The organism is Cryptosporangium japonicum (assembly GCF_039524755.1).
In the GTDB taxonomy this organism is placed as follows: domain Bacteria; phylum Actinomycetota; class Actinomycetes; order Mycobacteriales; family Cryptosporangiaceae; genus Cryptosporangium; species Cryptosporangium japonicum.
The window spans coordinates 174,308-199,730 of record NZ_BAAAGX010000006.1 but is presented as its reverse complement, the minus strand read 5'-3'; the positions used below and the strand labels follow the sequence as shown (position 1 = coordinate 199,730).

Annotated in this window: 14 protein-coding genes and 1 pseudogene; 5 read left to right on the top strand and 10 right to left on the bottom strand. The window is 72.0% G+C overall.

Annotation, left to right across the window (positions count from 1 at the left end; genetic code table 11):
• Positions 1-19 precede the first annotated feature (19 nt).
• Positions 20-2,050 (bottom strand): prolyl oligopeptidase family serine peptidase, encoded by a 2,031-nt coding sequence (locus ABD437_RS05800; RefSeq protein WP_344647688.1) that lies wholly within the window; start codon positions 2,048-2,050, stop codon positions 20-22.
• Positions 2,051-2,107: 57 nt separating this feature from the next.
• Here ABD437_RS05800 and ABD437_RS05795 point away from each other — a divergent pair, with 57 nt between their 5' ends.
• Entirely contained in the window at positions 2,108-4,135 is a 2,028-nt protein-coding gene (locus tag ABD437_RS05795) for an acyltransferase family protein (protein WP_344647687.1), read from the top strand.
• Here ABD437_RS05795 and ABD437_RS05790 read toward each other — a convergent pair.
• The 5 genes from ABD437_RS05790 to ABD437_RS05770 form a co-directional block, all read right to left on the bottom strand.
• Complete coding sequence (locus ABD437_RS05790; RefSeq protein WP_344647686.1) at positions 4,125-6,089, bottom strand: hypothetical protein; 1,965 nt, start codon at positions 6,087-6,089, stop codon at positions 4,125-4,127. The two genes, ABD437_RS05795 and ABD437_RS05790, sit on opposite strands and share 11 nt — an antisense overlap.
• A 658-nt stretch (positions 6,090-6,747) precedes the next feature.
• Positions 6,748-7,698 (bottom strand): decaprenyl-phosphate phosphoribosyltransferase, encoded by a 951-nt coding sequence (locus ABD437_RS05785; RefSeq protein WP_344647685.1) that lies wholly within the window; start codon positions 7,696-7,698, stop codon positions 6,748-6,750.
• 103 nt (positions 7,699-7,801) lie between these two features.
• Positions 7,802-8,554 (bottom strand): decaprenylphospho-beta-D-erythro-pentofuranosid-2-ulose 2-reductase, encoded by a 753-nt coding sequence (dprE2, locus tag ABD437_RS05780; protein WP_344647684.1) that lies wholly within the window; start codon positions 8,552-8,554, stop codon positions 7,802-7,804.
• The gene (dprE1, locus tag ABD437_RS05775) at positions 8,551-9,903 is read right to left on the bottom strand and encodes a decaprenylphosphoryl-beta-D-ribose oxidase (RefSeq protein ID WP_344647683.1); all 1,353 of its coding nucleotides are present in this window, start codon (positions 9,901-9,903) and stop codon (positions 8,551-8,553) included. Before dprE1 ends, dprE2 begins: the two co-directional genes overlap by 4 nt.
• A 36-nt stretch (positions 9,904-9,939) precedes the next feature.
• Entirely contained in the window at positions 9,940-11,400 is a 1,461-nt protein-coding gene (locus ABD437_RS05770; protein ID WP_344647682.1) for a benzaldehyde dehydrogenase, read from the bottom strand.
• Between the two features lie 121 nt (positions 11,401-11,521).
• On the opposite strand from ABD437_RS05770, the gene ABD437_RS05765 reads away from it, so the two are divergent.
• Both ABD437_RS05765 and ABD437_RS05760 read left to right on the top strand, forming a co-directional pair.
• Positions 11,522-11,914, top strand: coding sequence for a cupin domain-containing protein (locus tag ABD437_RS05765; protein WP_035857880.1), 393 nt, complete (start codon positions 11,522-11,524; stop codon positions 11,912-11,914).
• A gap of 220 nt (positions 11,915-12,134) precedes the next feature.
• Positions 12,135-14,273 (top strand): putative bifunctional diguanylate cyclase/phosphodiesterase, encoded by a 2,139-nt coding sequence (locus tag ABD437_RS05760; protein WP_344647681.1) that lies wholly within the window; start codon positions 12,135-12,137, stop codon positions 14,271-14,273.
• A 3-nt stretch (positions 14,274-14,276) separates the two neighbouring features.
• Here the strand turns inward: ABD437_RS05760 and ABD437_RS05755 are convergent, their stop codons facing one another.
• Positions 14,277-15,608, bottom strand: coding sequence for an ATP-dependent 6-phosphofructokinase (locus tag ABD437_RS05755; protein ID WP_344647680.1), 1,332 nt, complete (start codon positions 15,606-15,608; stop codon positions 14,277-14,279).
• Positions 15,609-15,686: 78 nt separating this feature from the next.
• Between ABD437_RS05755 and ABD437_RS05750 the strand changes: the two genes are divergently transcribed.
• Positions 15,687-17,927 carry a putative bifunctional diguanylate cyclase/phosphodiesterase gene (locus ABD437_RS05750; protein WP_344647679.1) on the top strand — a complete coding sequence of 747 codons (2,241 nt, stop codon included), beginning with the start codon at positions 15,687-15,689 and terminating at the stop codon, positions 17,925-17,927.
• On the opposite strand, the gene ABD437_RS05745 is transcribed toward ABD437_RS05750, so the two are convergent.
• Positions 17,924-18,238, bottom strand: a complete 315-nt coding sequence (locus ABD437_RS05745; protein ID WP_344647678.1) for a hypothetical protein — start codon at positions 18,236-18,238, stop codon at positions 17,924-17,926. The genes ABD437_RS05750 and ABD437_RS05745 overlap by 4 nt on opposite strands.
• 796 nt (positions 18,239-19,034) lie before the next feature.
• Positions 19,035-19,190: pseudogene (locus ABD437_RS42985) on the bottom strand (pentapeptide repeat-containing protein); the annotation flags it as partial.
• A 1,800-nt stretch (positions 19,191-20,990) separates the two neighbouring features.
• Between ABD437_RS42985 and ABD437_RS05740 the strand changes: the two are divergent.
• Positions 20,991-21,281, top strand: a complete 291-nt coding sequence (locus ABD437_RS05740) for a hypothetical protein (RefSeq protein ID WP_344647677.1) — start codon at positions 20,991-20,993, stop codon at positions 21,279-21,281.
• Between the two features lie 10 nt (positions 21,282-21,291).
• Here the strand turns inward: ABD437_RS05740 and ABD437_RS05735 are convergent, their stop codons facing one another.
• Positions 21,292-25,422: an ABC transporter transmembrane domain-containing protein gene (locus ABD437_RS05735; RefSeq protein ID WP_344647676.1), complete on the bottom strand. Its 4,131-nt coding sequence runs from the start codon at positions 25,420-25,422 to the stop codon at positions 21,292-21,294.
• Position 25,423 lies beyond the last annotated feature (1 nt).

The following is a 25,423-nucleotide window of genomic DNA, read 5'->3' as shown; positions in this document are numbered from 1 at the left end:
CCGGTGGGCCGCCCACCACTCAGCTCAGCTTGTCCCACAGGAACGCGAACGACAGCGCACGCATGAACGCGCGCTGCTCGTTGTTGCTCGCGCCGCCGTGGCCGCCCTCGATGTTCTCGTAGTAGTCGACCGGGTAGCCGAGCTCCTCGATCCGCGCGACGAACTTCCGGGCGTGCCCGGGGTGCACCCGGTCGTCCCTGGTCGACGTCGTCACCAGCAGCTGCGGGTAGGGCCGGTCGGCGGCCAGCAGGTGGTACGGCGAGAACGTGCGGATGAACTCCCACTGCGCGGGGTCGTCCGGGTCGCCGTACTCCGCCATCCAGGACGCGCCGGCCAGCAGCTGGTGGTAGCGCCGCATGTCCAGCAGCGGCACCTGGATCACCACCGCCCCGAACAGCTCCGGGTAGCGGGTGTACATGTTGCCGGTGAGCAGCCCGCCGTTGCTACCACCGGAGACCCCGAGCTGCTCCGCGGTCGTGACGCCCCGGGCCACCAGGTCCGCCGCCACGGCGGCGAAGTCCTCGTACGCCCGGTGCCGGTTCTCCTTGAGCGCCGCCTGGTGCCAGCGCGGTCCGTACTCGCCGCCCCCGCGGATGTTGGCCACCGCGTAAGTACCGCCCCGCGCCAGCCAGGCCCGGCCGAGACCGCCGTCGTACCCGGGCAGCAACGGCACCTCGAACCCGCCGTACCCGTTCAGCAGCGTGGGCCCTGGCCGCCCGGTGCCCACCACGAAGTACGGCACCCGGGTGCCGTCCGCCGAGGTCGCGAAGTACTGGTTCACGCTCAGGCCGGTCGGGTCGAACCGGGCCGGCGAGTGCTTGAGCACCTCCGCCGGCTCGTCCGATCCGGCGACCAGCCGGTGCAGCTCGGGCGGCGTGAGGTACCCGTCGACCGCGAGCAGGTACTCGTCGCCGTGGAACCGGTCGGTGGACAGCACCCGGACCGTGCACCAGTCCGGAACCGGCGCGGACGGTGTCCGCGTCCAGCCGTCCGCGGTCGACCGCAGAACTTCCAAACTCGGTTTGACGTCGATCAGCGAGCTCAGCAGCAGCGCGTGCTCGGTCCAGTGGTAGGAGACCAGCGCCGATCGGTCGTCGGGTGTGAACAGCGACTGGAACTCGCGCTCCCCGGCCCGGAACCGCTCGAAGTCGATGACCAGCAACGAACCGGCCGGGTACGCGCCCCACTCGGAGCGCAGCTCGACGGTGAGGTGCCCGGCGTGGACGCTGATCTCGGCGTCGTCCGGCACGTCCAGTTCCCGGGGCGCGCCGTCGACCAGCAGGTACCGCTTCCGGTGGTAGAAGTCGGTGCTCCGGGTGAGGAAGTCCAGGCCGGAGAGCGGGTCGCGCCAGGCGTGCACCGAAACGTCGGTCGGCTCGCCCTCGAACACCGTCTCCGCGTCGTCGAGCGGGGTGCCGCGTCGCCAGCGTTTGACCACGCGCGGGTATCCCGAGTCGGTCATCGAACCCGGCCCGAAGTCGGTGCCGACGAAGAGCGTGTCGGCGTCGATCCAGCCGACGCTGCTCTTCGCCTCCGGCAGCGCGAACCCGCCCTCGACGAACTCCTTCGTCACCGGGTCGAACTCCCGGGTGACGTCCGCGTCCGAACCGCCGACCGACAGCGAGATCAGGCACTTGTCGTAGCTCGGCGCGAGGAACGCCGCACCGTGCCACACCCAGTTCTCGCCCTCGGCGGCCGCGAGCGCGTCGACGTCGAGCAGCAGCTCCCAGTCGGGTTTGTCGTTGCGGTACTGCTCCAGGGAGGTGCGGCGCCAGAGGCCACGCGGGTTGGCCGCGTCCTGCCAGAAGTTGTAGAGGTACTCACCGCGCCGGGTGACGTACGGGATGCGTGTCTCGGCGTCCAGCACCTCGCGGATCTCGGCCTGGATCGCTTCGAACCGCGGGGATCCGGCGTAGGCGTCGACCGTGCGCGTGTTGTGTTCGCGGGCCCACTCGAGCGGCCCGTCGCCGGTGACTTCCTCCAGCCAGAGGAACTGATCCTGCGAAATGTCGGTGGAATCCACGGCTTCAGTTTGCCTCGTAACCGCCATCGAGCACTTCCCCGAAGATGTCCTTTCTTACCCACGAGTAATGGCACAATCGCCCGCGTGGGTAGGCACACCGTCGCGCCGGAAGAAGCCCCGTCCGAGGAACGCGCCGTCGAGGGACCGCTCGACACCGCGCGGTCGTCGGTCGCCGAAGGTCAGACGTTCAGCCGCCCGAGAGCCGGCGGCCACTACATCCCCGCGCTGGACGGCATCCGTTCGCTCGCGGTGCTCGCCGTCCTGCTCTACCACGGCGGCGTCACGTTCCTGCCCGGCGGCTTCCTGGGCGTCGACGTGTTCTTCGTTCTGTCCGGCTACCTGATCACGTCGCTGCTGCTCACCGAGCACGACCGCACCGGCACGCTGCGGCTGCGGAACTTCTGGATCCGGCGCATCCGGCGGTTGATGCCGGCGCTCGTGCTGATGGTCGCGGCCGTGCTCGTGCTGTTCCCGATGCTCGGCGTCGAATGGCCGCCGAGCACCCGCGGTGACGCGCTGGCCGCGCTGCTCTACGTCTCGAACTGGTGGTTCCTGCTGCGTGGGGAGTCCTACGCGCAGGCGTTCGAGGACCCCTCGCCGTTCCAGCACACGTGGTCGCTCGCGATCGAGGAGCAGTGGTACCTGTTCCTTCCGCTGGTGCTCGTCGTGTTGTTCCGCTCGAGGCTCGGGCGGCGGTCGCTCGGCTGGCTACTCGGTGTCGGTGCGCTGGGCTCGGCGGCGGTCATGGCCGCGGTGCAGTCCACGTCGGACGGCTCACGCGCCTACTACGGCACCGATTCGAGGCTTCAGGGCCTGCTCGTCGGCGCGGTGCTCGCCTGTCTGGTCGCGTCGAAATTCGGCCGGCGCCTCGTCGACAGTGCGGTGGTGGCCGTTCTGGGATGGGTGGGGCTGGCCGGCCTGGTCGTGGCGTTCGTGGTCGCCGCCCAGGCCGATCCCCGGATGTACCAGGGCGGGTTCCTGGCCCTCTCGGTGGTGACCGCGCTCGTCGTGGCCTCGGTGGTGGGCCGCGGCCGGTACTCGCCGAACGTGCTGCTCAGCTGGCAGCCGCTCGTCGTCGTCGGGGTGCTGTCGTACGGCCTCTACCTCTGGCACTGGCCGATCTTCCTGGTGCTCAGCCCCGAACGCACCGGTGTCGACGGGATACCGCTGCTCGTCGTCCGGCTGGCGCTGACCGGGCTCGTGTCGGTGGCCAGTTTCATCATCGTCGAACGTCCGCTGCGGATCGGTGCGCCGCCGAACTCGCTGGCCTCCCCGCAGGTCGCGGCCCCGATCGCGGTGATCGCGGCCGGGGCGGCGCTGATCGGCGTCATCGTGCCCGGCGTCGCGGGCATCAAGGAGCAGTCCGCCGACTCGGTCGACTCGCTGGCCGAGGTGGCGGCCGACCGGACCCGCGGCAGCAGCGGTGGCACCAAGGTCCTGCTGGTCGGCGACTCGAACGCGCTGAGCCTGTTCGCCGCGGTCCGCGACGACCCGGGGGCCGGCCTGAGCCTCTCGATCGCCACCCGCTTCGGGTGCGGGGTCGTGCCGTACACGGCGTCGGTGGAGGGCAAGCCGCTCTCGCCCGAACAACCGCTCTGCACCGACTGGGCCGCGACGCGGGAGCTGGAGATCGAGTCGGCGCAGCCCTCGGTGGGCGTGTTGTTCGCCGGCTCCTGGGAGCAGTACGACCGGTGGATCGGCGGGCGCACCGTGCCGTACACCTCGGCGTCCTGGCAGAAGGCGACGACAGCCGACTACACGCAGGTGCTCCGGGAGATCCTCAAGTACGCGCCCCGCGCGGTCGTCGTGCTCAACCACTGCCACCAGGTGCCCGACACCGGCCTGCCGGCCGCCACGATGTTCGCGGCCGGCCGCTACCCGCCGGTCCTCAACGACGCCAAGCGCGTGGCGGCGACGAACGCGGCGGTGCGCGCGGCGGCGGCGTCACTCGGGAACAGGGTGTCGATCATCGACCCCAACCCGTTCCTCTGCGCTCGCGGCTACACCAACGAGATCAACGGGGTGACGCTGCGCACCGACGGCCTGCACCTCACGACCGCCGGCGGGAAGCTCGTCTGGAACTGGCTGCGCCCCCAGCTGATCAAGGGGTAGCCGGTTCGCCGGGCGCGGCCACACCCACCGCGGCGTAGCTGATGCACAGGCCGGCGCTCTTCGGTGCGTCGTCGAGCGTGATCCACCCGGCCGGACCCTGCACCTTCACCCAGACCGTGTGCTCACCCTTCTCGAACGTGACCTTCTTCCCGAGGGTCTTCGCGGAGTTGAACGGGATCGTGACCGTCTCCTTCGCGGTGTACCGCAGCTCCGCGTACCACCACCAGTTGAAGAGCTCCTTGTCGAGGAAGATCGGCACCCGCTTGCCGGCGATCCGGTAACCGCAGTTCTTGGCGGTGCCGGCCGGCGCCTTCGCCGAGGTCACCGACGCGTGCGAGAGCTGCCCGTTCGGGTCGAGCACGTACAGGTCGTCGCTGACGTCCGGATCGGGGTTGATCGGCAGGTCGAGCGGCGCCATCAGCCGCGACGGGAAGTTCGTCGGGTTGAGCACGCCCCAGGCCACCTGCTCCGGCACGGCGCCGTCGTACAGATCGACGGTCCGGCCCATGGCGTTTATCGACTTCTGCGCGTTCGCCACGTAGTCCTTGGCCGGGTTGTCGTGCCAGCGGTTGCTGTACTTCACCGTCGACACCAGGCTGCTCACGAACAGCGCGACCACCAGCGGCAACACGAGCGCGTTGGCGTTCGCGAGCGCGACCCGGGTGCCGCCGACCACCGGCGGCCAGGCGATGCCCCGCCGCTGCGGCCAGGTGGCCGCCCACGCCGGTGGACCCAGCAGCGCCAGCGTCAGCGCCACCGCGGCGATCGGCACCAGGTCGGTGAAGTAGCGGTACTCCATCGCGGCGCCCGACCCCAGCTGGAGGCGTCCGACGGCCAGCACCAGCACGTCGAACAGCAGCGTGCCGCCGAAGAACACCCAGGCCTGGTAGGCCAGCGGTCGGCGGTACACGGTCAGTGCGATCACCGCGAGGATGATCACGACCGCCGCGGTGCGCAGCGCGACCGGCGGGTGCGCGCTCGCGTCCACCGCGCCGATGGCCTTCCAGGACCACGGACCACCGAGGAGGCCGGACGGCACCGAGTTCGTCGCCGCGTTGCCGAGCAGACCACCGAGGTCCACAGCGGACTCGGAGCGCTCGTCGAGAGGCCGGGTGAGGTAAATGCCGGCGTAGGTGGCGCCGACGACCACGAACGCGCCCCACTGGTACGTGAACCGGGTCAGTGCCGCTTTGATGCGGTCCGGAAGGTCCGTCTGCGGCTGCAGAACGACCGTGAAGACGAAGACCAGGGGGACGACGAGCGCGGCTTTCTCGTAGAACGGGAGAGCGAGGGCCGCGGTGACGACCGCGATCACGCCGTACCGGGCTCGGCCCGTGCGCAGGTACGCGAGTTGCGCGAGGAGCGCTCCGGGGATCGCGATCAGCATCGCGAGCTGGTTGATCGAGACCGCCCACCAGAGCGTGGCGGGGAGCGTGATCGGGGAGAAGAGCGCGATCGTCAGCGGGACGAGGGCCACCAGGCGCGGGCCGGCCAGGCGGCGGATCAGCAGCCAGATCAGCACGTAGCTGATCGCCATGCCGGCCAGCGCCACCCCGGCGACGAGCCGGTAGTCGAGCGGCGCGATCGTGGTCTCGGCCCAGACCATGAGGTAGGCACCGGGCATGAAGTGCGAGTTGTACGGGGTGAGGAGGAGGTCGGAGGTGAGACCTTTCTCGGCGGCGAGACGCGCGAACGTGAAGTCGTCGAGCGAGAAGTAGCCGCCCCAGGCGGCCCAGGCCCGAATGAGCAATGCCGTGACGATGAGCGTGACCGCGGCCGTGTCGACGAACCGTGTGCTCGGCGCAGCGGCGTCTTCCGGGGTGGGGCGCTCGGACGCCGGGTCGTCCGTTCGTGGTGCGGGCTTCGCCGCCGCGGGTTCCTGGGGCGCCGCGGTGTCGATCGTTGCCGGTGCGTGCGTTTCCGCCGCGAGGTTCGGGGGCGACGCGGTGTCCACCGTTGTCGGCGCGGGCCGCTCCGCCTCATGTGTGTCCGGCGCCGCGCCGTCCACCGCTGCCCGGGCAGGCTTCGCCGACGCGAGCGGTGCCGCGATTTCTGCCGGCTGCTCCGCTGGGACGGTGGTCGGCACCGGTGCCGTGGCCGCTGCGGCGGTTGGAGCCGGCCGCTGCTCTTCGCGAGGCGCGATCACCTCCGGCGGCGCCGCATCGCGTGACAGTGGCGGCTGGGTTCCGCGCGGAGGCGTCGCTTCCGGTGGAGGTAAGGGCTCCGGGTGGGTGGCGGGCCGTGGGGCGTCGGGGTGTGCGGGTGGCATCGCTGTGGGGGCGGTGGCCGTGCCGCGCGCGGGGGCGGAACCGCGGGGAGGCGGGGGATCGGATGGCGGTGCGGGCTCAGCGGAAGGCGTGGCCAACTGGTTCAGCAGCGCGTTGGTGTCGGACCAACTGTCCGCGGGAGCTTCCCACCACGGATCCGCCGACGGCTGACTGATCGGCGGCCCCTGCGCATACCGCGCCCGCTCCGCCGCCGCCCAGCTCGGCTCCTCCCGCGGCCCCCACCACTCACCGTCCGACGCCCCGGCGTCACCACCCTCGGTGCGCTCCGCGTCCGTGCCGTCCGTGGCGGGGCGGTCGGCACCGAACCAGCCGGGGCGGGTGGGGTCAGACATGGAGCACGCCCAGACCGAACAGCACCAGCCACGCCCCACCTAGCGCGAGCAGCACCTTGTCCCGCAACACGATTTCCTCCGGCTCACCGGTGTGTCCACGATCGACGTCCCGGGCGAATTTCAACAGTCCGAGCACGAGCGGCGCGATCGACAACGACGTCCACGGCGCCGTGGTCTCCCCGGCCCGTTCGTCCGCGACCTCGAACGCCCATAAGCAGTACGCGGCGATCACCACACCCGCCGACGTACTCCACACGAATCTCAAATAGCTGGCCGAGTACTCGCGCAGCGACGGCCGGGTGCCCTGGTCGTCCCCGACCGTCACGATCTCGGAGTACCGCTTCCCGGCCACCATGAACAAGCTGCCGAACGCGGCCACGATCAGGAACCAGCGCGACAGCGGGATGCCCGCCGCGAGCCCGCCGGCCATCGAGCGCAGCAGGAACCCGGCCGCGACCAGCGCCAGATCCACCACCGGCTCGTGCTTGAGCCAGTTGTTGTACAGCGTCGTGCACGTCACGTACACGCCGACGCAGATCGCCAGGTTGCCGTACCCGGTGAGCGCGGGCACGCCGATCGCCGCCAGTTGCAGCACCACACCGGCGACGTAGGCCAGCACCAGCGGCACGTCTCCGCGCGCGATCGGGCGCCGCCGCTTCGACGGGTGCGCCCGGTCGCGTTCGACGTCGCGCGCGTCGTTGATCAGGTAACCCCCGGCCGACGCGGCCACGAACGCGCCCAGCGCCACCAGGGTGTCGAGGAGCACCGGTACGTCCCACAGCCGCCCGGCCGCGAGCGGCGCCGCCGCCACCAGCACGTTCTTGACCCACTGCCGGGGCCGCAGCGACATCACGAACGCGACGCCACGCGCCGAGGCGCCGGGCCGTTCCGGAGCACGAGGCAGCGTCAGCGACGGGTCGGAAGCGGTAGCCGTCTCCCTCACTCGAACTCCTTCGCCGCCGGCCCGAACCGCCCGTGGCAACGGTCGATCCGGGCAGCGTATGGGCCACGTTGCCGTTCAGCGATGGTAAGTGGAACGCGTGATTTCAGATCGGGAGTTTGCGGAAAATCGGCCGGGGGACGGCACGCAGCACGCTCATCACGAGCCGCATCGTCCCGGGCACCCAGATGGTTTCCCGGCGGCGGCGCAGCCCCTGGACGATGGCGTCCGCGACCTCCTCCGGGGTGGTGGAGAGCGGGGCCGGTTCGAGGTGCGCGGTCATCTTCGTCCGCACGAACCCGGGCCGGACGACCATCACGTGCACGCCCGACCCGTGGAGCACGTCGCCGAGGCCGGTGGCGAACGCGTCCAGCCCGGCCTTGGACGAGCCGTACGCGAAGTTCGATTTCCGCGGCCGCTCACCCGCCACCGACGACATCACCACGATCGCGCCGTGCCCCTGGCGCTGCATCGCCTGCGAGACCGGCACCAGCACCGAGAGCGCGCCGACGTAGTTCGTGGTGGCGATCTCCACCGAATGGGCGGCGTCGACCTCGGCCCGGGCCTGGTCCCCGAGGACACCGAACGCGACGACGGCCAGGTCGACGTCGTCCACGAATGCTTTTTCGACGAGCGCCGGATGCGAGCCGGTGTCCGACGCCTCGAACGGGAGCACCTCGACCTGGGCGCCGGCCGACCGCAGGTCGTCGGCGGCCCGGTCGAGCGCCTCGGACGGACGCCCGGCGAGCACGACCCGGCGGCAGCGGTCGGCGACCAGCGTGCGCGCGAGCGTCAGCCCGATCTCGGAGGTGCCGCCGAGCAGCAGCAGGGACTGCGGCGAACCCACGGCGTTGATCACAGGCCCAACCTCCTCGACAGATCGGACGCGAACAGCCCGGCGGGGTCGAGCGCGGACCGGACGGCCCGCCACTCGTCCAGCCGCGGGTACATCGCGGGGAGCAGTTCCGGCCGGAGCCGCGAGTCTTTCGCCAGGTAGATCCGGCCGCCGGCGCCGACGACCAGGTCGTCGAGTTCGTCGAGCAGGCGTGGCAGGCCGGCCATTGTCGTCGGCAGGTCGAGCGCGAGCGTCCAGCCGGGGGTGGGGAACGACAGCAGGCCGGGGCTGCCGGCGCCGAACCGCTTCAGCACCGCGAGGAACGCGGGTGACCCGGCGGCGCTCAGCCGGTCGACCGCGGTGCGGACGACGTCTTCGGCGCCGTACGGCACGACGAACTGGTACTGCACCAGGCCGGGGCGGCCGTAGATGCGGTTCCAGCGTTCGAGCAGGTCGAGCGGGTGGAAGAACGCGGCGATCGACTGCAGTTGCCCGCGACGCGACGCCGGCGCCTTCCGGTACCAGAGCTCGTTGAACGCGGCCACCGTCGCTTTGTTCAGCAGCCCCGGCGGGACGACGCCCGGCGGCACCGACGCGAGCGGGTGCGGTGCGAACGCGAACGGTTCGCCGCGCTTGCGCGGTGGGAGCTGGGAGAGGCGGGCGTGGTCACCGCGGGTGATCACCGACCGGCCCATGCGCGTGCCGCGGGCGAGCAGGTCGATCCAGGCGACCGAGTAGCGGTACGCGTCGTCGGTGGCTTCCAGCCGGGCCAGCAGCGCGTCGAGGTTCGGGGCGCGTTCGGTGTCGACCGACATGAGGCTGGTCTCGACCGGCAGCAGCTGGATCGTGGCCGCGGTGACGATGCCGGTGAGGCCCATCCCGCCGGCGGTGGCCCGGAACGCGTCGTCCTCCGGGGTCAGCGAGACCACCGCGCCGGAGGCGAGCAGTAGGTCGAGACCGCGGACGTGCTGGGTGAACGAGCCTTCGACGTGGTGGTTCTTGCCGTGGATGTCCGCGGCGATCGCGCCGCCGACGGTGACGTACCGGGTTCCCGGCGTGACCGGCACGAACCAGCCGAACGGCAATACCTGACGCATCAGCGTGTGCAGGCTCAGGCCGGCCTCGACCTCGATGACGCCGGCCTCGACGTCGAAACGGCGTACCCGCGTGCACCGGGTGATGTCGACGACCAGCCCGCCGGCGTTCTGGGCGGCGTCACCGTAGCTGCGGCCCAGCCCGCGAGGGAGAACGCCCCGCTCCGGAGCGTCCCCCACCGCTTTGACGACCTCGTCGATCGAGGCCGGAGACGTCACGTCCGCGGCCGTGGGAGCGGTTGCGCCCCACCCGGCCAGCAGACGCCGCTGAACGTTCACGCGGGCTACCCTGCCATGGATTACCCGCCAGTAGGGTCAGAATGGATATTGGGCCGGAGTCGATCGCAGCGTGACCCACTGCGTTTCGGTGAACGCCTCCAGGTTGGCGCGTGTACCGCCGTGACGGGAGCCGGTTCCGGACTCGCCGACGCCGCCGAACGGGATCGTCGCCTCGTCGTTCACGGTCTGGTCGTTGATGTGGACGGCTCCGGACGGGATCTGGGCGGCGATGTCGAGGGCACGCGCCACGTCGCGGGTCATGATGCCCAGGGAGAGCCCGTACTCGGAGTCCGCGGCCAGCGCGATCGCTTCCTCGACGGTGGAGAAGCGGCGGATCGGCGCCACCGGACCGAAGATCTCCTCGGCCCAACCGGGCGCGGTCACGGGGATGTCGGCGAGCACGGTCGGCCGGTAGAACAGGCCCTCGTACGTGCCGCCGGCGGCCAGCCGGGCGCCCTGCTCGACGCTGGCGGTGACCCGCGCGTGGATGTTGTCGCGCTGCTGGGCGTCGATCACCGGGCCGAGCGCGACCTGCTCGGTCGCCGGGTCGCCGACCGGCAGGTGGTCGGCCCGCTCGGCCAGCGCGGCGATGTAGTCGTCGGCCACCCCGGCGGCGACCAGGTGCCGCCCGGTCGTCATGCAGACCTGGCCCTGGTTGAAGAACGAGCCCCAGGCCGCCGCCGACACGACCTCGGCCGGGTCGACGTCGTCCAGCACGATCAGCGCCGAGTTGCCGCCCAGCTCCAGGTGCGTGCGCTTGAGGTGCTTTCCGGCCAGCTCACCGATGCGCCGCCCGGCCCGCGTCGACCCGGTGAACGCGATCACCCGGGTCGCGGGGTCGGTGATCACGGCTTCCCCGACGTCGACGCCGCCGGGCAGGTACGAGAACACCCCGGCCGGCAGCCCGGCCTCTTCGAGCACGCGGGTGATCGACACCCCGCCGCAGATCGCGGTGCGGGGATCGGGCTTGAACACGACCGCGTTGCCCAGCGCCAGCGCCGGGGCGATGGCCCGGATGCCGAGGATGATCGGCACGTTGAACGGCGCGATCACGCCGACGACGCCCACCGGCAGCTGCCGGGCCAGGCTGTAGCGGGGGAGCGCGGAACGCAGCATCTCCCCGTACGGTGCCGACGCGAGCGCCGCCGCCTCGTAACACTCCTGGGCGGCGGTGTCGATCTCGAACCCGGCGCGGCCGGGGATCGCGCCGCCCTCGCGGACCAGCCAGCCGGAGATCTCCTCGGCGTTCTGCGTGAACAGGTCACCGGCCTTGCGCAGCACGGCGGCGCGCTCGGTGTAGGGCCGCGCGGCCCAGTCCTTCTGCGCCTCGACGGCGCGGGCGGCCGCACGGCGGACGTCCTCCACCGAGGCGCGCCCCACGAGCGCCAGCTCCTTGCCGGTGGCGGGTTCGACGGCGGGCGCGGGCTCGGCTCCGCCGGCGGTCCAGCCGTCGAGGTAGATCTTGCCTTCCCAGACCGAACTGTCCAGCAGAGCCATGGTTGCCATCTCCTTTGACGGGCGTAGCGGTCAGGAACAGATGTAACGCCCTGCCAACGAAGTTGTCACGTCACTCGTTCCACTCCGTGTAACCGGCCTTCTTCCTGGGAAGCCCTCGCGCATGGAGCACTTCACGATCGCCACCGAAGCCGAGAAGAGCCCGGATTTTCGCCGCGTGCTCTGGACCGGGGAACACACCCAGCTCGTCATCATGACCATTCCGCCCGGCGGGGAGATCGGGGAGGAGGTCCACGAGGAGAACGACCAGATCCTGACGTTCGTCAGCGGCGTCGGTGAGGCGCGCGTCTCCGGGCAGACCCGGAAGGTCGCGCAGGGTGACCTCGTGGTCGTCCCGGCCGGTCGTAAGCACAACTTCGTGAACACCGGCCCGAACCCGCTGGTGCTCTACACGATCTACGGGCCGCCGGACCACGCCGACGGCGCCGTCCACAAGACGAAGGAAGAGGCCGACCGCCTCGAAGAAGCGGGCAAGGACGAACCGCCGCAGTCGTGACGCGTACGCGACCGCCCCGTGGGCTCCGGCCCGCGGGGCTTTTTGCGATGTGCGTCACAGTGCTCGCGTGAATCCCTAGCTGAGCGAAGGTGTCCTTCTGTGAACTCCCGTGAACGGGGTGTTACGCGGGGCTCATCGGTCATACAGTCGCTTTTCGATCGTCGTCGGACGCCTGCCCGGGAACGCCACCCCGGCCAGCGCGCGGAGGACGGGGGACTGTATGCGTCTCGGCTGGCTCGTGGTTCTGGGCGCGGCGTTCCAAGTCGTGCTCCTGGTGCTGCCCACCGGCGCACTGCACGTCGAGATGGTCGGGCTGCTGATCGCCACGTGCTGGGCCACCCGGCTGTTCCTCCGGCGCGCTCGTGAGCTGACCGGCGCGCAGCGTCGCTGGCGGATGTTGAGCGTCGTCGCGCTGGGGCTGTGGGCGCTCGCGCTGGTGTGCAACGAGGTCGGGCTGCTCGCCGGGGTGTCGCTGGGGGCGCGGATGTCGCTGCTCGCCGTGGTGGCGCAGGGCGCGCTCGCCTGCGCGGTCGTCACGCTGCTGGCCGTGCCCGGGGTGGCCCTGACCCGCTCGTCGGTGACGCGGATGCTCGTCGACGGCGCCGCGGTGGGCCTCTCGCTGACCAGCCTGGCGTGGACGGCGCTGTTCGGCGTCGACCCGCGGGTCGATGTGGACGCTCCGGGCGCGCTCGCGCTGATCACGCTGTCGGGCTCGCTGCTCGTGCTCCTGTCGGCGGCGCTGCCGCTGCTGCTCGGCCGCTCCCCGAACGGGCCGACGTCGCTCGGATCGTTCGCCGGCGGTATCGCGGTGATGTCGTGCGGTGCGGTCGCGGCGGGCTTCGCGGCGCTGGCCGGTGACCCGGCTCCGGAGCGGGTGGCCGGGGGTGCGCTGCTGCTCGGCACCGTGCTGATCGGCCGGGCGGCCCTGCTGCCGATGCCGATGTTCGGGCGCCGCACGTCCTGGGACTACCCGTCCACACTCGCCCAGGCGCTGCCCTACCTGGGGCTGCTCGGGCTGGCGCTGATCGCGGCGGTGCACCAGGCCGTGGTGCGCCGGGTCAACCTGGTGCTCGTCGGAATGCTCTTCGTGCTGGCCGTCGCGGTGCTGACCCGGCAGTTCCTGTCGCTGAAGCGGAACGCGCGGCTGGCCGGCGAGCTGACCCGTCAGCGCGCGAAGCTGGCCTACCAGGCGTTCCACGACCCGCTGACCGGGTTGGCGAACCGCGCGCTGTTCGCCGAGCGGCTGGCGGTTCTCGACGCTCCCGCGGTGCTGCTGATCGACCTGGACGGCTTCAAGGCGGTGAACGATTCGCGCGGCCACGCCGTCGGCGACCAGCTGCTCGTGACCGTGGCCAGGCGGCTGCGCGCCGCCGCGGGCAACGGCGACACCGTGGCCCGGATGGGCGGCGACGAGTTCGCGGTGCTGGTGCCGGACGGGAACGGCGAGGACGTCGCCAGGCGGATCCTCGAGCGGGTCGCCGGCCCGGTGTCGCTCGGGGAGTCGACCGTCGAGCTCCGGGTCAGCGTCGGAGTGGCGAACGGTCCGCCCGACGCGGTGCTCCGGGACGCCGACCTGGCCCTCTACCGGGCGAAACAGGAAGGCAAGAACCGGTACCGGGTCGCCGACCGGGAACTCGCGCAGCACGCCCTCGACCGGTTCCGCCTCGAGGAGGAACTGCGGGCGGCCGACGACTTCGAGGTGGCCTACCGCCCGATCGTCGAGCTGGCGACCGAGCGGGTCGTGGGCGCCGAGGCCACGCTGCGGTGGCGCCATCCCCGCCGGGGCCTGCTGGAACGCGACGAGTTCGCGGACGCCGCGGTGGCGGCCGGTGTGCTCGGCGCGCTGGACCGGCGCCTGCTCGCGTTCGCGTGTTCGGACGCCCACCGCTGGCGGGACCTCACCGTGACCGTGCCGGTCTGCGCGGCCTGCGTCGCGGATCCGTCCCTCGTCGGTGTCGTCGTGAAGTGTCTCGCCGGGCTCCGGGCCGACGCGCTGGAGCTGGCGATCCCGCAGGCCGCGCTGAGCGCCGACGTCGCCGCGGTCGAGCGTCCGCTGCGTGGGCTCGCCGAACTGGGCGTCGGCCTCGGTGTCGCGGACTTCGGCGCCGGCCCGGTGGACCTCCGGTGTCTGCGTGCGCTGCCCCTCCGCACGCTCACCCTGCACCGCACGCTGGGCGGCGACCCGGCCCTCGTGCAGGCGCTGCTCGGGTTCGCCGGCACGTTGGGGCTGCGTGCGGTGATCGCCGGGGGTGCGTCGCGGGCCGCTCTGCGCGACTACGGCGCCGCTTACGCCTCGCTGGGCGCCCCGGTCCCGGCGTCCGAGTTCACCGACCTCCTGGACACACCCCGCGTCGCCTGACGGTCAGCCGAGCCGCGCGGGCTGGCCGGTCGCTTCGAGCACCGACATCCAGAGGTCGCCGTCCGGGTCCACCTGGTTGCGTCGGCTGACCGCCAGCCGCATCGGGACGTGCACGAACCGCCCGTGCCAGCGGCCGACGACCATCTCGGTGCGCCCGGCCATCGCCGCGTGCACCGCGGTGTGAGCCAGCCGTAAGCAGTAGACGCTGTCGTAGGGGTTGGCGGGCACGCTGCGGATCGTGTAGCTCGGATCGATGTACTTGAGGTTGATCTCCAGGCCCGCCTCCTCGAAGTCCTCGACGATCCGGTGCCGCAGGTAGACGCCGACGTCGCTGAGCTTCTGGTTGCCGGAGGCGTCGGTGCCCTCGGGGTTCAGCAGTTCCTGCCCCGCGCCCTCGGCTACGACCACGACGGCGTGCCCGCGCTCGACCACGCGCTTGCGGAGGTGGGCCAGCAGCCCGTTGGTTCCGGTCAGCGTAAACGGCACCTCGGGGATCAGGACGAAGTCCGCGTCGTTCTTCGCCAGCGCGGCGTAACAGGCGATGAAACCCGAGTGCCGCCCCATCAACCGCACCAGTCCGACGCCGTTCGGCACGGTCCGCGCTTCGACGTGCGCGGTCCGGATCGACTCCGCGGCGCGGCTGAACGCGGTCTGGAAGCCGAAGCTCTGGTTGATGAACGGGATGTCGTTGTCGATCGTCTTCGGGACGCCGACGACCGAGATCTTCAGTCCGCGTTCGCCGACGACCCGGCCGATGCCGATCGCGCCACGCATGCTTCCGTCGCCGCCGATCACGAACAGCATCGTGATGCCCAGCCGCTCCAGGCAGTCGACGATCTCCTCCGGATCCTGCTGGCCGCGTGACGTGCCGAGGATCGTGCCGCCGTGCTCGTTGATGCCGGCCACCGCGTCGGGCGTGAGGTCGACGACGTCCCGGCCGTACTTCGCGATGAAACCCTGGTAGCCGTTGCGGATGCCGACGATCCGCCGGACGCCATAGTGCTCGGTCAGCTCGAGCACGAGGCCGCGGATCACGTCGTTGAGGCCGGGGCAGAGACCCCCGCAGGTCACGATGGCCACTCGCGTTTTGGCCGGGTCGAAGTAGATGCGGCGGCGCGGTCCGCCCGGCTCGAAGCTCGGCAGCCGTTCGATCGGCAGGCCGCGCGCGGCGACCATCGAGATCGTGTCGTCGAACAACACCCGGTCACCCTCGTCGACGTACGCCTCGGTGGTGCGCCGCGCTTCGACGAGCGGCGCCAACGGCGAATCGATCCGGCAGGCGCCGAGCGACGCCACGGAGAAGTCCCGGTCTTCGGTGCCTTCGGACAGCTCCACCCCCTCAGCCTCCCCCGCCGGTGTTTCGTGGACGTCACGGAACTCTTGATCCGTGCCAATCAGCGCCGATGGGGAGACATGCCGAGGCGGTGGTGGGCCTGGATCGCGGTTGCGGTCGAGTTCATCGCGTTCGCGATCGTCGGGCCGCGGCTGGTCCCGGCCTACGACGCGGTCCAGGACGTGCTGCTCATCTCGCTCGTCGGCTGGGCGCTGCTGCGCTTCCTGCGCGGCGGGCCACGAACCCGGGGCCGCGTGCGGATCGGCCGGCAGTTCGGTGCGCTGGGCATGGGCTGCTGGCTGGTGGCCCTGGTGTGGCACGCGGTGACCGAGCGGCTCGACCTCTCGGTGTCGTTCCGCGCGTTGACGCTCACCGCGTTCGTGCTGCCGGCCGCGATCTTCCTGGCCGTCGCGATGCTCGCCCTGCCGGTGGCGCCACCGACCGTGATGGGCAAACTGCGCCTGCTCTGCGACGGGGCGATCATCGCCTTCTCGCTCTCCGCGCTCGTCTGGCTGTTCGTCGGCGACGACTGGTACGGCCGCCGGGATTCGCCGTTCGGCGACGTCAGCGTGGCCGTGCTGTGCCTGACGCTGATGACCGTGGTCGCGATGGTGATGCTGCTGCTGATCTACGGGCAGGTCGCCTGGCGGTCCGCGTTCACCGGGCTGGCCGTCGGCGCGGCGCTGCTGGCGGCCTCGATGGTGTTCCAGCTCGTCGCCGTGCTGCGTGCGGAGGACTGGCTCTGGGGCCACGCGGTGGCGCAGCTGGGCCTGCTCGCGATCGCGTGGTCGGCCGGGCGGCCGTCGGAGTCCGTTCCGGTCCGGGACCGGGGCGCGTCCCCGCTGATGCAGGCCTGGTCGTACGTGCCGCTGCTGGTGCTGGTGCTGTTCATGATCCGGCAGCAGATGTCCGCCGACCGGCTGGACTCGATCGTGATGTGGCACGAGGTGGGCGTGGTCGTCGCGGTCCTCGGCCGCCAGTTCCTGACCTTGCGCATGACCACGTCGCTCACCGACGAACTGGGCGCGCAGCGGGCGCGACTCGCGCACCAGGCGTTTCACGACCCGCTCACCGGGCTGGCCAACCGCGCGCTGTTCAACGAGCGGCTGGACGCGGCCCTCGAAGGGCACCCGGCGCTGCTGCTGGTCGACCTCGACGGCTTCAAGGCCGTGAACGACACCCGCGGACACGGCGTCGGCGATCAGCTGCTCGTCGCCGTGGCCGGGCGGCTGCGTGGTGCGGTGCGCGCGACCGACACAGTGGCCCGCCTCGGCGGCGACGAGTTCGCCGTGCTCCTGCCGGGCGCCGCCGCCGAGGCCGACGCGACCGCCGTCGCCGCGGTGATCCTGGAGCGGGTGAGCGCGCCGGTGACGGTGGGCGAAGGCGCCCCGGTGTCGGTGCGCGCGAGCGTCGGCATCGCGCTCGCCGACGCGTCGTCAACTGCGGAAACGCTGCTGCGCGACGCCGACCTGGCGCTCTACGGAGCGAAGGAGAGCGGGAAGAACCGGTACCGGGTGGCGGATCCGGAGCTGTCCGACTCGACGCTCGGCCGGCTGCGGCTGGAAGAAGAACTGCGTGTCGCCCTCGACGCGGGAGAGTTCGAGGTGCACTACCAGCCGATCGTCGAGCTGGCGTCGGAGCGGATCACCGCGGTGGAGGCCCTGCTGCGCTGGCGACACCCCGTCCGCGGGCTGCTCGGGCCGGCCGCGTTCCTGGAGACCGCGGAGAGCACCGGCCTGCTCGCGGCGCTGGACGGGTTCGTGCTGCGGACGGCGTGCGCGCAGGCGCGGACGTGGCGCGCGGTGCGCTCGGACTTCGTGGTGAGCGTCAACATCTGCGCCGCGCACCTCGTCGACCCCGGCCTCCCCGACGAGGTGGCCGCCGCGCTGGCGGCCGCCGACATCCCACCGAGCGCGCTCATGCTCGAAGTGACCGAGACGGCGCTCGTAGCCGACCTGGCCATGGCCGCGCAGACGCTGCGCGAGTTGTCGGCGCTCGGCGTGCGGATCGCTCTGGACGACTTCGGGACCGGGTACTCGTCGCTCACCTACCTGCGGACCCTGCCCATCCACTCGATCAAGATCGACCGGTCGTTCGTCCACGACCTCGACGGCAACGCCACCGACGAGGCCGTGACCAGAGCGATCCTCGGATTGGCCGAGACGTTGGGACTGCGGCCGGTGGCCGAGGGCGTGGAAGGGACGTCGCAGGCCGACCGGCTCCGCGACCTGCGGTGCGGGCACGCGCAGGGGTTCCTGTTCGCGAAGCCGATGCCGGCCGGTGAGCTGACCGCGCTGCTGGAGACGCCGGTGGTGGCTTAGCGTTCTTCCCACCACGGGGGATCGTCGTCCCAGTCGCCGTCGTCGTTCCAGTCGCCCTCGTCGTTCCAGTCACCCTCGTCGCTCGGGGACGCCGTGGTCGGCTTCGGAGCCGGCGGAACATACGGCGCGACGTACTCACCACCGGCCGCCGAAGCGCTCGGACGGGGCGGGGTCGGACTCGGGCTGGCCGAGGTCGGGGGAGCGCTGGGGGTAGCGGCCGCGGGCTTGGTCTCCGTCTTGTCGGCGGAGTCGGTCCCGGAGAGCGCCGGAAGCACCAGAACAAACCCCACGATGACGACGGCGACCAGCACACCGCCCAAAATGATGAGCTTGTTGCGGGCGCTGTTTCGGGGGTTCCCGGAGGGGGAGGTGGGGAAGGCGGAGAGGGCCCACTTGCCTTGCGTGGGGTCGATGTTCGCGAAGTTCTCGGTGTCGGCGGTGTGGGCCGCGGAGCCGGCTGGCGCGGCCTGGTTGAGGGCTGGGTTCCCGGCTACGGCGAATCCGGCCGGTGCGTTCGATGCGGGGGCATTGGCCGGTGCGGTTGACGCGGGTTGTGGGGTCGGTGGGTGCGGTGCGCTCGATGCCGGGGAGTTCGCGGCTGGGTTTCCACCGAGCAGGACGGTCGCGTCCGGGTCCGGGGAGACCGGGGCCGCCGTTGGGGCAGCCGGAGGCGTTGGGGCGGTCGAGGACGTCGGGGCAGCCGGAGGCGTTGGGGCAGCTGGAGGCGTTGGGGCAGCCGGAGGCTTTGGGGCAGCCGAGGACGTCGGGGCGGCCGGAGGCGTTGGGGCGGCCGGAGGCGTTGGGGCGGCCGAAGGAGCCGGTGTTGCCGGGGCGGGCCGGGTCGTGGGCGAGCCAGGAGGTTCCGAAGCGGCCGGAGCCGTGGGTGATACCGGAATTGCTGAAGTGGGCTGAGCCGCGGGGAGCTTGGAGAAGGGTCGTGCGGGCCGGGTAACCGGAGGCGCCGAAATCGGACGCGCCCCGGAGCCAGGCGCTGCCGGGGTCGCCGAAGAGCCGGCAATCGTCGAGGCGGGCCCTGCCGGTGCTACGGGCGGGTTCGACGCGGCGCCGGACCTCGGTGTTGCGCCAGAAGTTGGTGCGTCGGAAGTGGGTGCGCCGGAAGTTGGTGCGCCAGAAGTCGGTGCGCCGGAAGTGGGTGCGTCGAAAGTGGGTGCGTCGAAAGTTGGCGCGCCGGAAGTTGGCGCGCCGGGTGGCGCCGCGCTGGGGGTCGGCGCCGCCGGGATCGCCGAGGTGGGCGCACTGAATTTCGGCGGTGCGGATGGGCCGCCGGCCGAGTGCGCATTGTCGGGGTTGGCCGGCGAGGGGATCGTCGGCTGGGCGAGCGGCTCGGTCGGGGCATCCTGGAAGCCGGTCGCCGGCGGGTCGGGGATACCCGCCTTACGCGGGGCCGGAGGCAGACCCAGCCCACCCGGATACGAGGTCGAAGCCAGCGTCCACGAGGCCGGCGGCGGAGGCAACGCCCCCAGCGGCGAAGACGTCGCGCCCAGCGGCGGCGGTGTCGCGCCCAGCGGCGGCGGTGTCGCGCCCAGCGGCGGGGGTGTCGCGCCCAGCGGCGGGGGTGTCGCGCTCAGCGGCGGTGTCACGCCCAGCGCTGGGGGCAGCGCACGTGGTGGCGGAGGTAAAGCGCCTGGCGTGAGGGGGTCGGCGGGTGTGTTGGCGGTGCCTGGAACAGGCCAACCCGGAACGGACCAGCCTGGAACGGGAGCAGGCGGCATCCCAGCCGGTTCGAGGCCGGTACCGCTCCTCCGCGCTTCCGTGCCAGCATCCGACTTCGGAGCGCCACCTCGCGCGGCCAAGCCACCTTCCGCCGCCAATGGCGCAGAGCCACCCTGCGCTGCCGGACCGCCCCGCGCTACCGAGCCATCCCTAGGCTCACCCAAGCCGCGTTGCGGTTCTGACCTGCGTTGCGCCGCTGAGCTGCCCTGGCCTGCTGAGCCGTCCCATGCTGCCGAGCCATCCGCAGGCGCCGAGCCACCTTGCGCCGTCGGGCCACTCTGCGCCGTCGGGCCACTCTGCGCCGTCGGGCCACTCTGCGCCGTCGGGCCACTCTGCGCCGTCGGGCCGCCCTGTGCTGCCGGGCCGCCGTGCGCTACCAAGCCATCCTGCGGCGCTGTTGAGCTGTCCTGCGCCGCGGCCGAGTCGTTCCGAGAACCAGTTGCACCCTGCGCACCAGTGCCGCCGTGCGCTCCTGCACTGCTGTGTGCACCAGTACCGTCGTGCGCTCCTGCACCGCCCTGCGCACTGGCACCGCCCTGCGCACTGGCACCGCCCTGCGCACTGGCACCGCCCTGCGCACTGGCACCGCCCTGCGCACCGGCACCGCCGTATGCACCAGGGCTGCTCTGAGTGCCAGCGCCGCTGTGCGCACTGGTACCAGCCCGCGCACCTGCACCGCTATATGCGCCAGGACCGCCCGGCTCAGCGGCACCGCTGTGCTCAGCGGCACCGCTGTGCGCGCCGGCACCGCTCTGCGCGCCAGCACCGCTGTGTGCGCCAGCATCGCCGTGCAGTCTGGCCTCGCCGTGTGTTGCCGAGCCAGCCGGCGCGCCTGAACCGTCCCGCGGCTCACCCGGGCCGCCCCCCGCCGAAGAACCCTCACCCGACGACGCCGGGCGATTGTGCAGCGAGGACACCGGCCCGGCTGGCACCGGGGTAACGCCCCGCCGTGGCGGTAACGCGCTGGAACCCGGCGCCGAAGTCGCGGGAGCGGATCTCTCGACCGGAGGAAGCACCGGCATCGGCTGGGTCGCCGATGCGGCCCGCCCGCGCAGCCGCGACGTCAACTTGCCACGGTTCGCGGCATTCGGGTCGGGGCGCTTGGCTGCCGCCGCGGCGCGTGCCAGTGCGGCAGCGACGGTCGGCTCGTCGTCCGGCGTGGGGCCGGTGACTGGAGGATGTTCCGGCGCCATCGTTCTCCTCGGGTCCGGTCGCGCGCTGCATCATTCCAGTGCCTCGCGTCACAGGGAAATCCGACGGCCCCTTCCGCCCCGACGAACCCTCCCGATCGGGACAAAAATGGCGTTATATGCCGTATCGTTACGTTTCATGCGGGTACGGCTTGCGGTCAACGACCTCTTCTTCGTCCTCGACCAGAAGATGTGCGAGAAGACCCTCGAAGCGAACATGTCCGAGGTCGGCCCCCTCGCCCGGCAGGACGCGGGCGACTACATGATGAACACGCTCCGGGCCCGGCTCTCCACCGGTCACGACGCGTGGATCATCGGCCACCGCGCGATCCCCGACCCGTCCCGCCACACGCTCGACCCGTACGGCGATCCGGGCCGCCACTGGATTCGCGCGGCGGCCGTTTACTACCTGGCGAACGTCCCCGGGTAGACCGAGGAAACTACGAAGCCGGGGGCAACCGTCGGAGTTCCGGCGGCAACATCCGGATCTGCGAGAGCCGCTCACCACCCAGCGGCGCCGACGCCGCCCGCCGCGCGTTCAGCGCCGCCGCGACCGGAGGCAACCGCGTCGCCAGGTGGTACAGGGCCTGGTCGGTGAGGATCCCGAGCTCCATCCGCCGGTCCGCGCGCAGCTCCGCGGCGGTGTCGTCGCCGAGCAGCGCACCCAACCCGAACAGCTGCCCCGGTCCGAGTTGCGCCACCTGCACCGAGCGGCCGGTCGGGTCGGGCGCGAACACCCGCCCCTGTCCGCGCACCACGACCGCGAGCTGGCCGTTGCGCGCCGGGAGCGTGTCACCCCGCTCGAGCCGGATCTCACGCAGCGCCGCGGCCGCGATGGCCAGCCCGGCGGCGTCCAACTGGGCGAAGAACGGAACCTGAGCCAGCGCGCGCGACGGATCCACGACCTCGCCCGACACGTCCTGCGGACGCGGCAGACCGTTCTGCTCGGCCCACAGGTCGGCGTACACACCGCCCTGCGCGACCAGCTCGTCGTGCCGCCCCTGCTCGACGATCTGCCCGCTCTCCAGCACGTAGATCTGGTCGTAGTCGACGATCGACGTCAGCCGGTGCGTGACCGCGATGAGCGTGCGGCCGCTCGCGACCGTGTCGAGGGTCTCGGCGACCAGCCGCTCGGTGCGCGGGTCGAGCGCCGAGGTGGCCTCGTCCAGCAGCAGCACGGCCGGGTCGCGCAGCAGCGCCCTGGCGATCGCGAGCCGCTGGCGCTGACCACCGGACAGCCGCACGCCCCGCTCGCCGACCGGCGTGTCGTACCCCCGCGGCAGCGTGGTGATGTACTCGTGCAGCTGAGCGGCCCGCGCGGCCTTCTCGATGTCCTCCGGTGACGCCCCCAACCGGCCGAGGCCGATGTTGTCGCGCAGCGTCCCGTCGAACAGGAACGTCTCTTGGAAGACGACGCCGAGCTGCGCGCGCAGCGAGGCCATCGTCGCACCGCGGATGTCGCGGCCGTCGAACAGCACGGCGCCCCGGTCGGGGTCGTAGAACCGCATGAGCAACTGCAGTGTCGACGACTTGCCGGCGCCGGTCGGGCCCACGAACGCGACCTTCGTGCCCGCGCGGATCGTGACGTCGATGCCGCGCAACGTCGGCCGGTCGCCGTCGTAGGAGAACCCGATGTCCGCGAGCCGGATCTCCCGACGCAGCGGCGGCAGCGGCGTGGCCTGCGGGTGGTCGTCGATCTCCGGCTTGGCCAGCAGGATCTCGTTCACCCGCTGAAGGGCACCGGTCGACGTCTGGATCTGCTGGCCGATGCCGGTGAGCCCGGTGACCGGCCCGACGACCTGCCCGACCAGCGTGATCGCCGCGGCGAACGCACCGATCGAGAGCCGGTCCCCGATCACCAGGTACGCCCCGACGACGAGCGTCACCAGGCGCAGCGTCGTCACCACCGCGTCGACCGAAAGATCGAACAGGCCGCTGAACAGCTGCAGCGACAGCTGGCGCTTGAACAGCCGGTCGGCGGCGCGCTTGAAGCGCGAACGCTCCTCGTCCTCTAGCCCGAAGGCCTGGACGACCGAGTGCGCCTGGTAGCTCTCGGCCGCGACCGAGACCAGCACACCGACGTTCTCCTGGACGGCCTTGCTGCGCTTGAGCGCCGGCGCGTCCATGCGTCGGTAGATGAACGCGACGATCGGTGCCCCGACCAGCACGATCAGGCCGAGGATCCAGTTCAGCACCAGCAGCGTGCCGGCCGCCACGATCAGCGAGAGCAACTGGAAGAGGCCGTCTCGGATCGTGTTCGAAAGACCCTGCTCCAACTGGCCGACGTCGGAGAGCAGCCGGGACAGGATGTCGCCCTGTTTGCGGCCGGAGTACCAGCGCGCGGTGAGCCTTTGCAAACCGCTGAACATCTGAGTTCGCAGCTCACGGACGATCGATTGGCTGACGAACGCCGAGACGTAGTTGCGGCGCAGCTCGGCGAGGAGGCTGATCGCGAACGTGCCCGCGAGCAGCCCGACCAGCTGCAGGATGAACTGGAGAGTGGCGGTGCCGTTGGTCAGGTTGTTGATCAGGCTCGTGAACGCGAACGGGAACACCGCGACGAAGCCGAGCTCCATCAGCAGGTAGATCGCGATCTCGATCTCGCGCCGGACGTGCGGGCGCAGGTACCGGCCGGCCAGCTTGAGGAACGCGGTGATCCGGACGGGTTCCTCGTCGACCTCGAGCGAGCGGAGCCACTGCTCCTCCAGCGCGGAGAGGCCGACGCCGTAGACCTCCTGGACGGTGAGGTCGGCCGCGCCGGGCCGGGCCGTCGTGAAGACCTTCCAGAGGTCGGCCTCGCTGCCCCGCTCCAGAAGGAATCGGACGAACGACAGCGCCATCAGCGTGCGCAGCTCGCCCTCGGCGCGCACCAGCGGGGGGAGGCCGCGTTCCTCGTCGATGTCGGCGAGGTAGGAGTCGGCGGAGGGCACGCCGCACAGGTGCAGGCCGTAGCCTTCGATCAGGAGTTCGACGTCACGCGCGGCGGGCAGTGCGGCCCCGAAGAACAGCGCGAGCGGACGCTCGGGGGGCTCCGGGGGTGCCTCGGCGGTGACGACGACGAAGATCTCGCCGCGGACGGGGTCGACGACGGTGCCGGAGGTGAGGATGTTCGCCGGGTCGTCCGGGTCGGGGAACGGGTCGACGAGACAGATCTGGGGTTTGACGCCCCAGGGCTCGGAGCCCAGGCCGGCCAGGCGCTTGCGTGCTCGTTTCACCGCGGTGGCGTAGCTGTTCGCGGCGGCCTCGCCCGCGCTGCCGGGGCGGTAGCGCAGGACCGCGGCGTCGGTCTCCTTGGCGACCAGTTCCTCGAGCGCCGGGCGCAGGGGGAGGAGCGGTTGGCCGGTCTGGAAGGCGCGCCCCTCGGCGGAGGCCGGGTGCTCGGCGTCGAAGCGGGTGCCGCCGGGGACGCCAGCGCGGGCTTGGGCGGGAACGCCGGCCGGGGCACCAGCGGGGATGCCGGCGGGGGCGCCGGGTGACGCGGACGCACGCCACGCGGCCGGCGCGGCCCCGGGCGCGGGCACCTGAGCGGTGCCGGGTACCTGAGCGGTGCCGGGCACCTGAGCGGTGCCGGGCACCTGAGCGGTGCCGGGCACCTGGGCGGTGCCGGGTGCTTGGGCGGACGCGGGTACCGGCCGTGCGGATCCCACCGCGTGCGGCGGCGCGCCCGGCGGCCCGGGTTGCCCACCCGGCTGAGCGCCCGGAGGCTGGCCACCGGGCTGCGGGAACCCAGGCTGCGGGTATCCAGGGTGCCGCCCGCCGGGCTGCTGGCCACCGGGCTGCTGCACCCCGGGCGGCTGGGCCACCGGAGCCTGCCCGACCGGCGCCTGCCCGACCGGCGCCTGCCCGACCGGCGCCTGCCCGACCGGCGCCTGCCCGACCGGCGCCGACCCGACCGGCGCCGACCCCACCTGCGCGGAGCCGGCAGGAGCCGACCCCACCTGCGCGGAGCCGGCGGCCGGCGGCCCCGACTGCGGCGGCTGCGCGGACCCGACCGCCGCGGACCCCACCGCCGGCGGCGACGGCACCTGAGCACGCCCCGCAGCACCAGCCGGCCCCTCATCGGACGGCCTGGATCCCGGCGGAGACGCACTCCCCGCCCAAGCCCCACCCGCAACCGGCGCCGACTCACCCCCCGGCGAACCCGCCGCAGCACCCCCCGGCGAACCCGCCCCACCGCCCGGCGAAACCCCGGCACCGCCCGGCGACGCCACAGCACCACCCTCCGGCGACACCGCCGGAACCGACCCCGGCGCGACCGGGATCCCATCGGTGGGCGCATCGGTCAGCGGGCCGATCACCAGGATGCGAACATCGCCCATCCCCACCGTGTCACCGGGGTTGAGCAGCGTCTCGGCCTGAATCGCGGCACCGTTCACCGTCGTGCCGTTCGTGCTCCCCAGATCACGAACCGTCAGGAAGTCTTCGACGCTGGTGAGCGCGGCGTGCCGGCGGGAGGTCTCCGGGTCGGACAGCAGGATGCCCGCGGCGTCCCGCCCCACCTCGACCACGCCGTCGATCACCGCCGTCCGCGGCTCCAGTCCGGCTTCCCGGACTTCGACGAGCTGGGCCATC

Excerpts from the sequence above, each read along its gene's own strand:
- ABD437_RS05800 (WP_344647688.1), bottom strand. The coding sequence starts at position 2,050 with ATGGCGGTTACGAGGCAAACTGAAGCCGTGGATTCCACCGACATTTCG.
- ABD437_RS05770 (WP_344647682.1), bottom strand. The coding sequence starts at position 11,400 with ATGGCTCTGCTGGACAGTTCGGTCTGGGAAGGCAAGATCTACCTCGAC.
- ABD437_RS05765 (WP_035857880.1), top strand. The coding sequence starts at position 11,522 with ATGGAGCACTTCACGATCGCCACCGAAGCCGAGAAGAGCCCGGATTTT.
- ABD437_RS05760 (WP_344647681.1), top strand. The coding sequence starts at position 12,135 with ATGCGTCTCGGCTGGCTCGTGGTTCTGGGCGCGGCGTTCCAAGTCGTG.
- ABD437_RS05750 (WP_344647679.1), top strand. The coding sequence starts at position 15,687 with ATGCCGAGGCGGTGGTGGGCCTGGATCGCGGTTGCGGTCGAGTTCATC.
- ABD437_RS05740 (WP_344647677.1), top strand. The coding sequence starts at position 20,991 with ATGCGGGTACGGCTTGCGGTCAACGACCTCTTCTTCGTCCTCGACCAG.
- ABD437_RS05735 (WP_344647676.1), bottom strand. The coding sequence starts at position 25,422 with ATGGCCCAGCTCGTCGAAGTCCGGGAAGCCGGACTGGAGCCGCGGACG.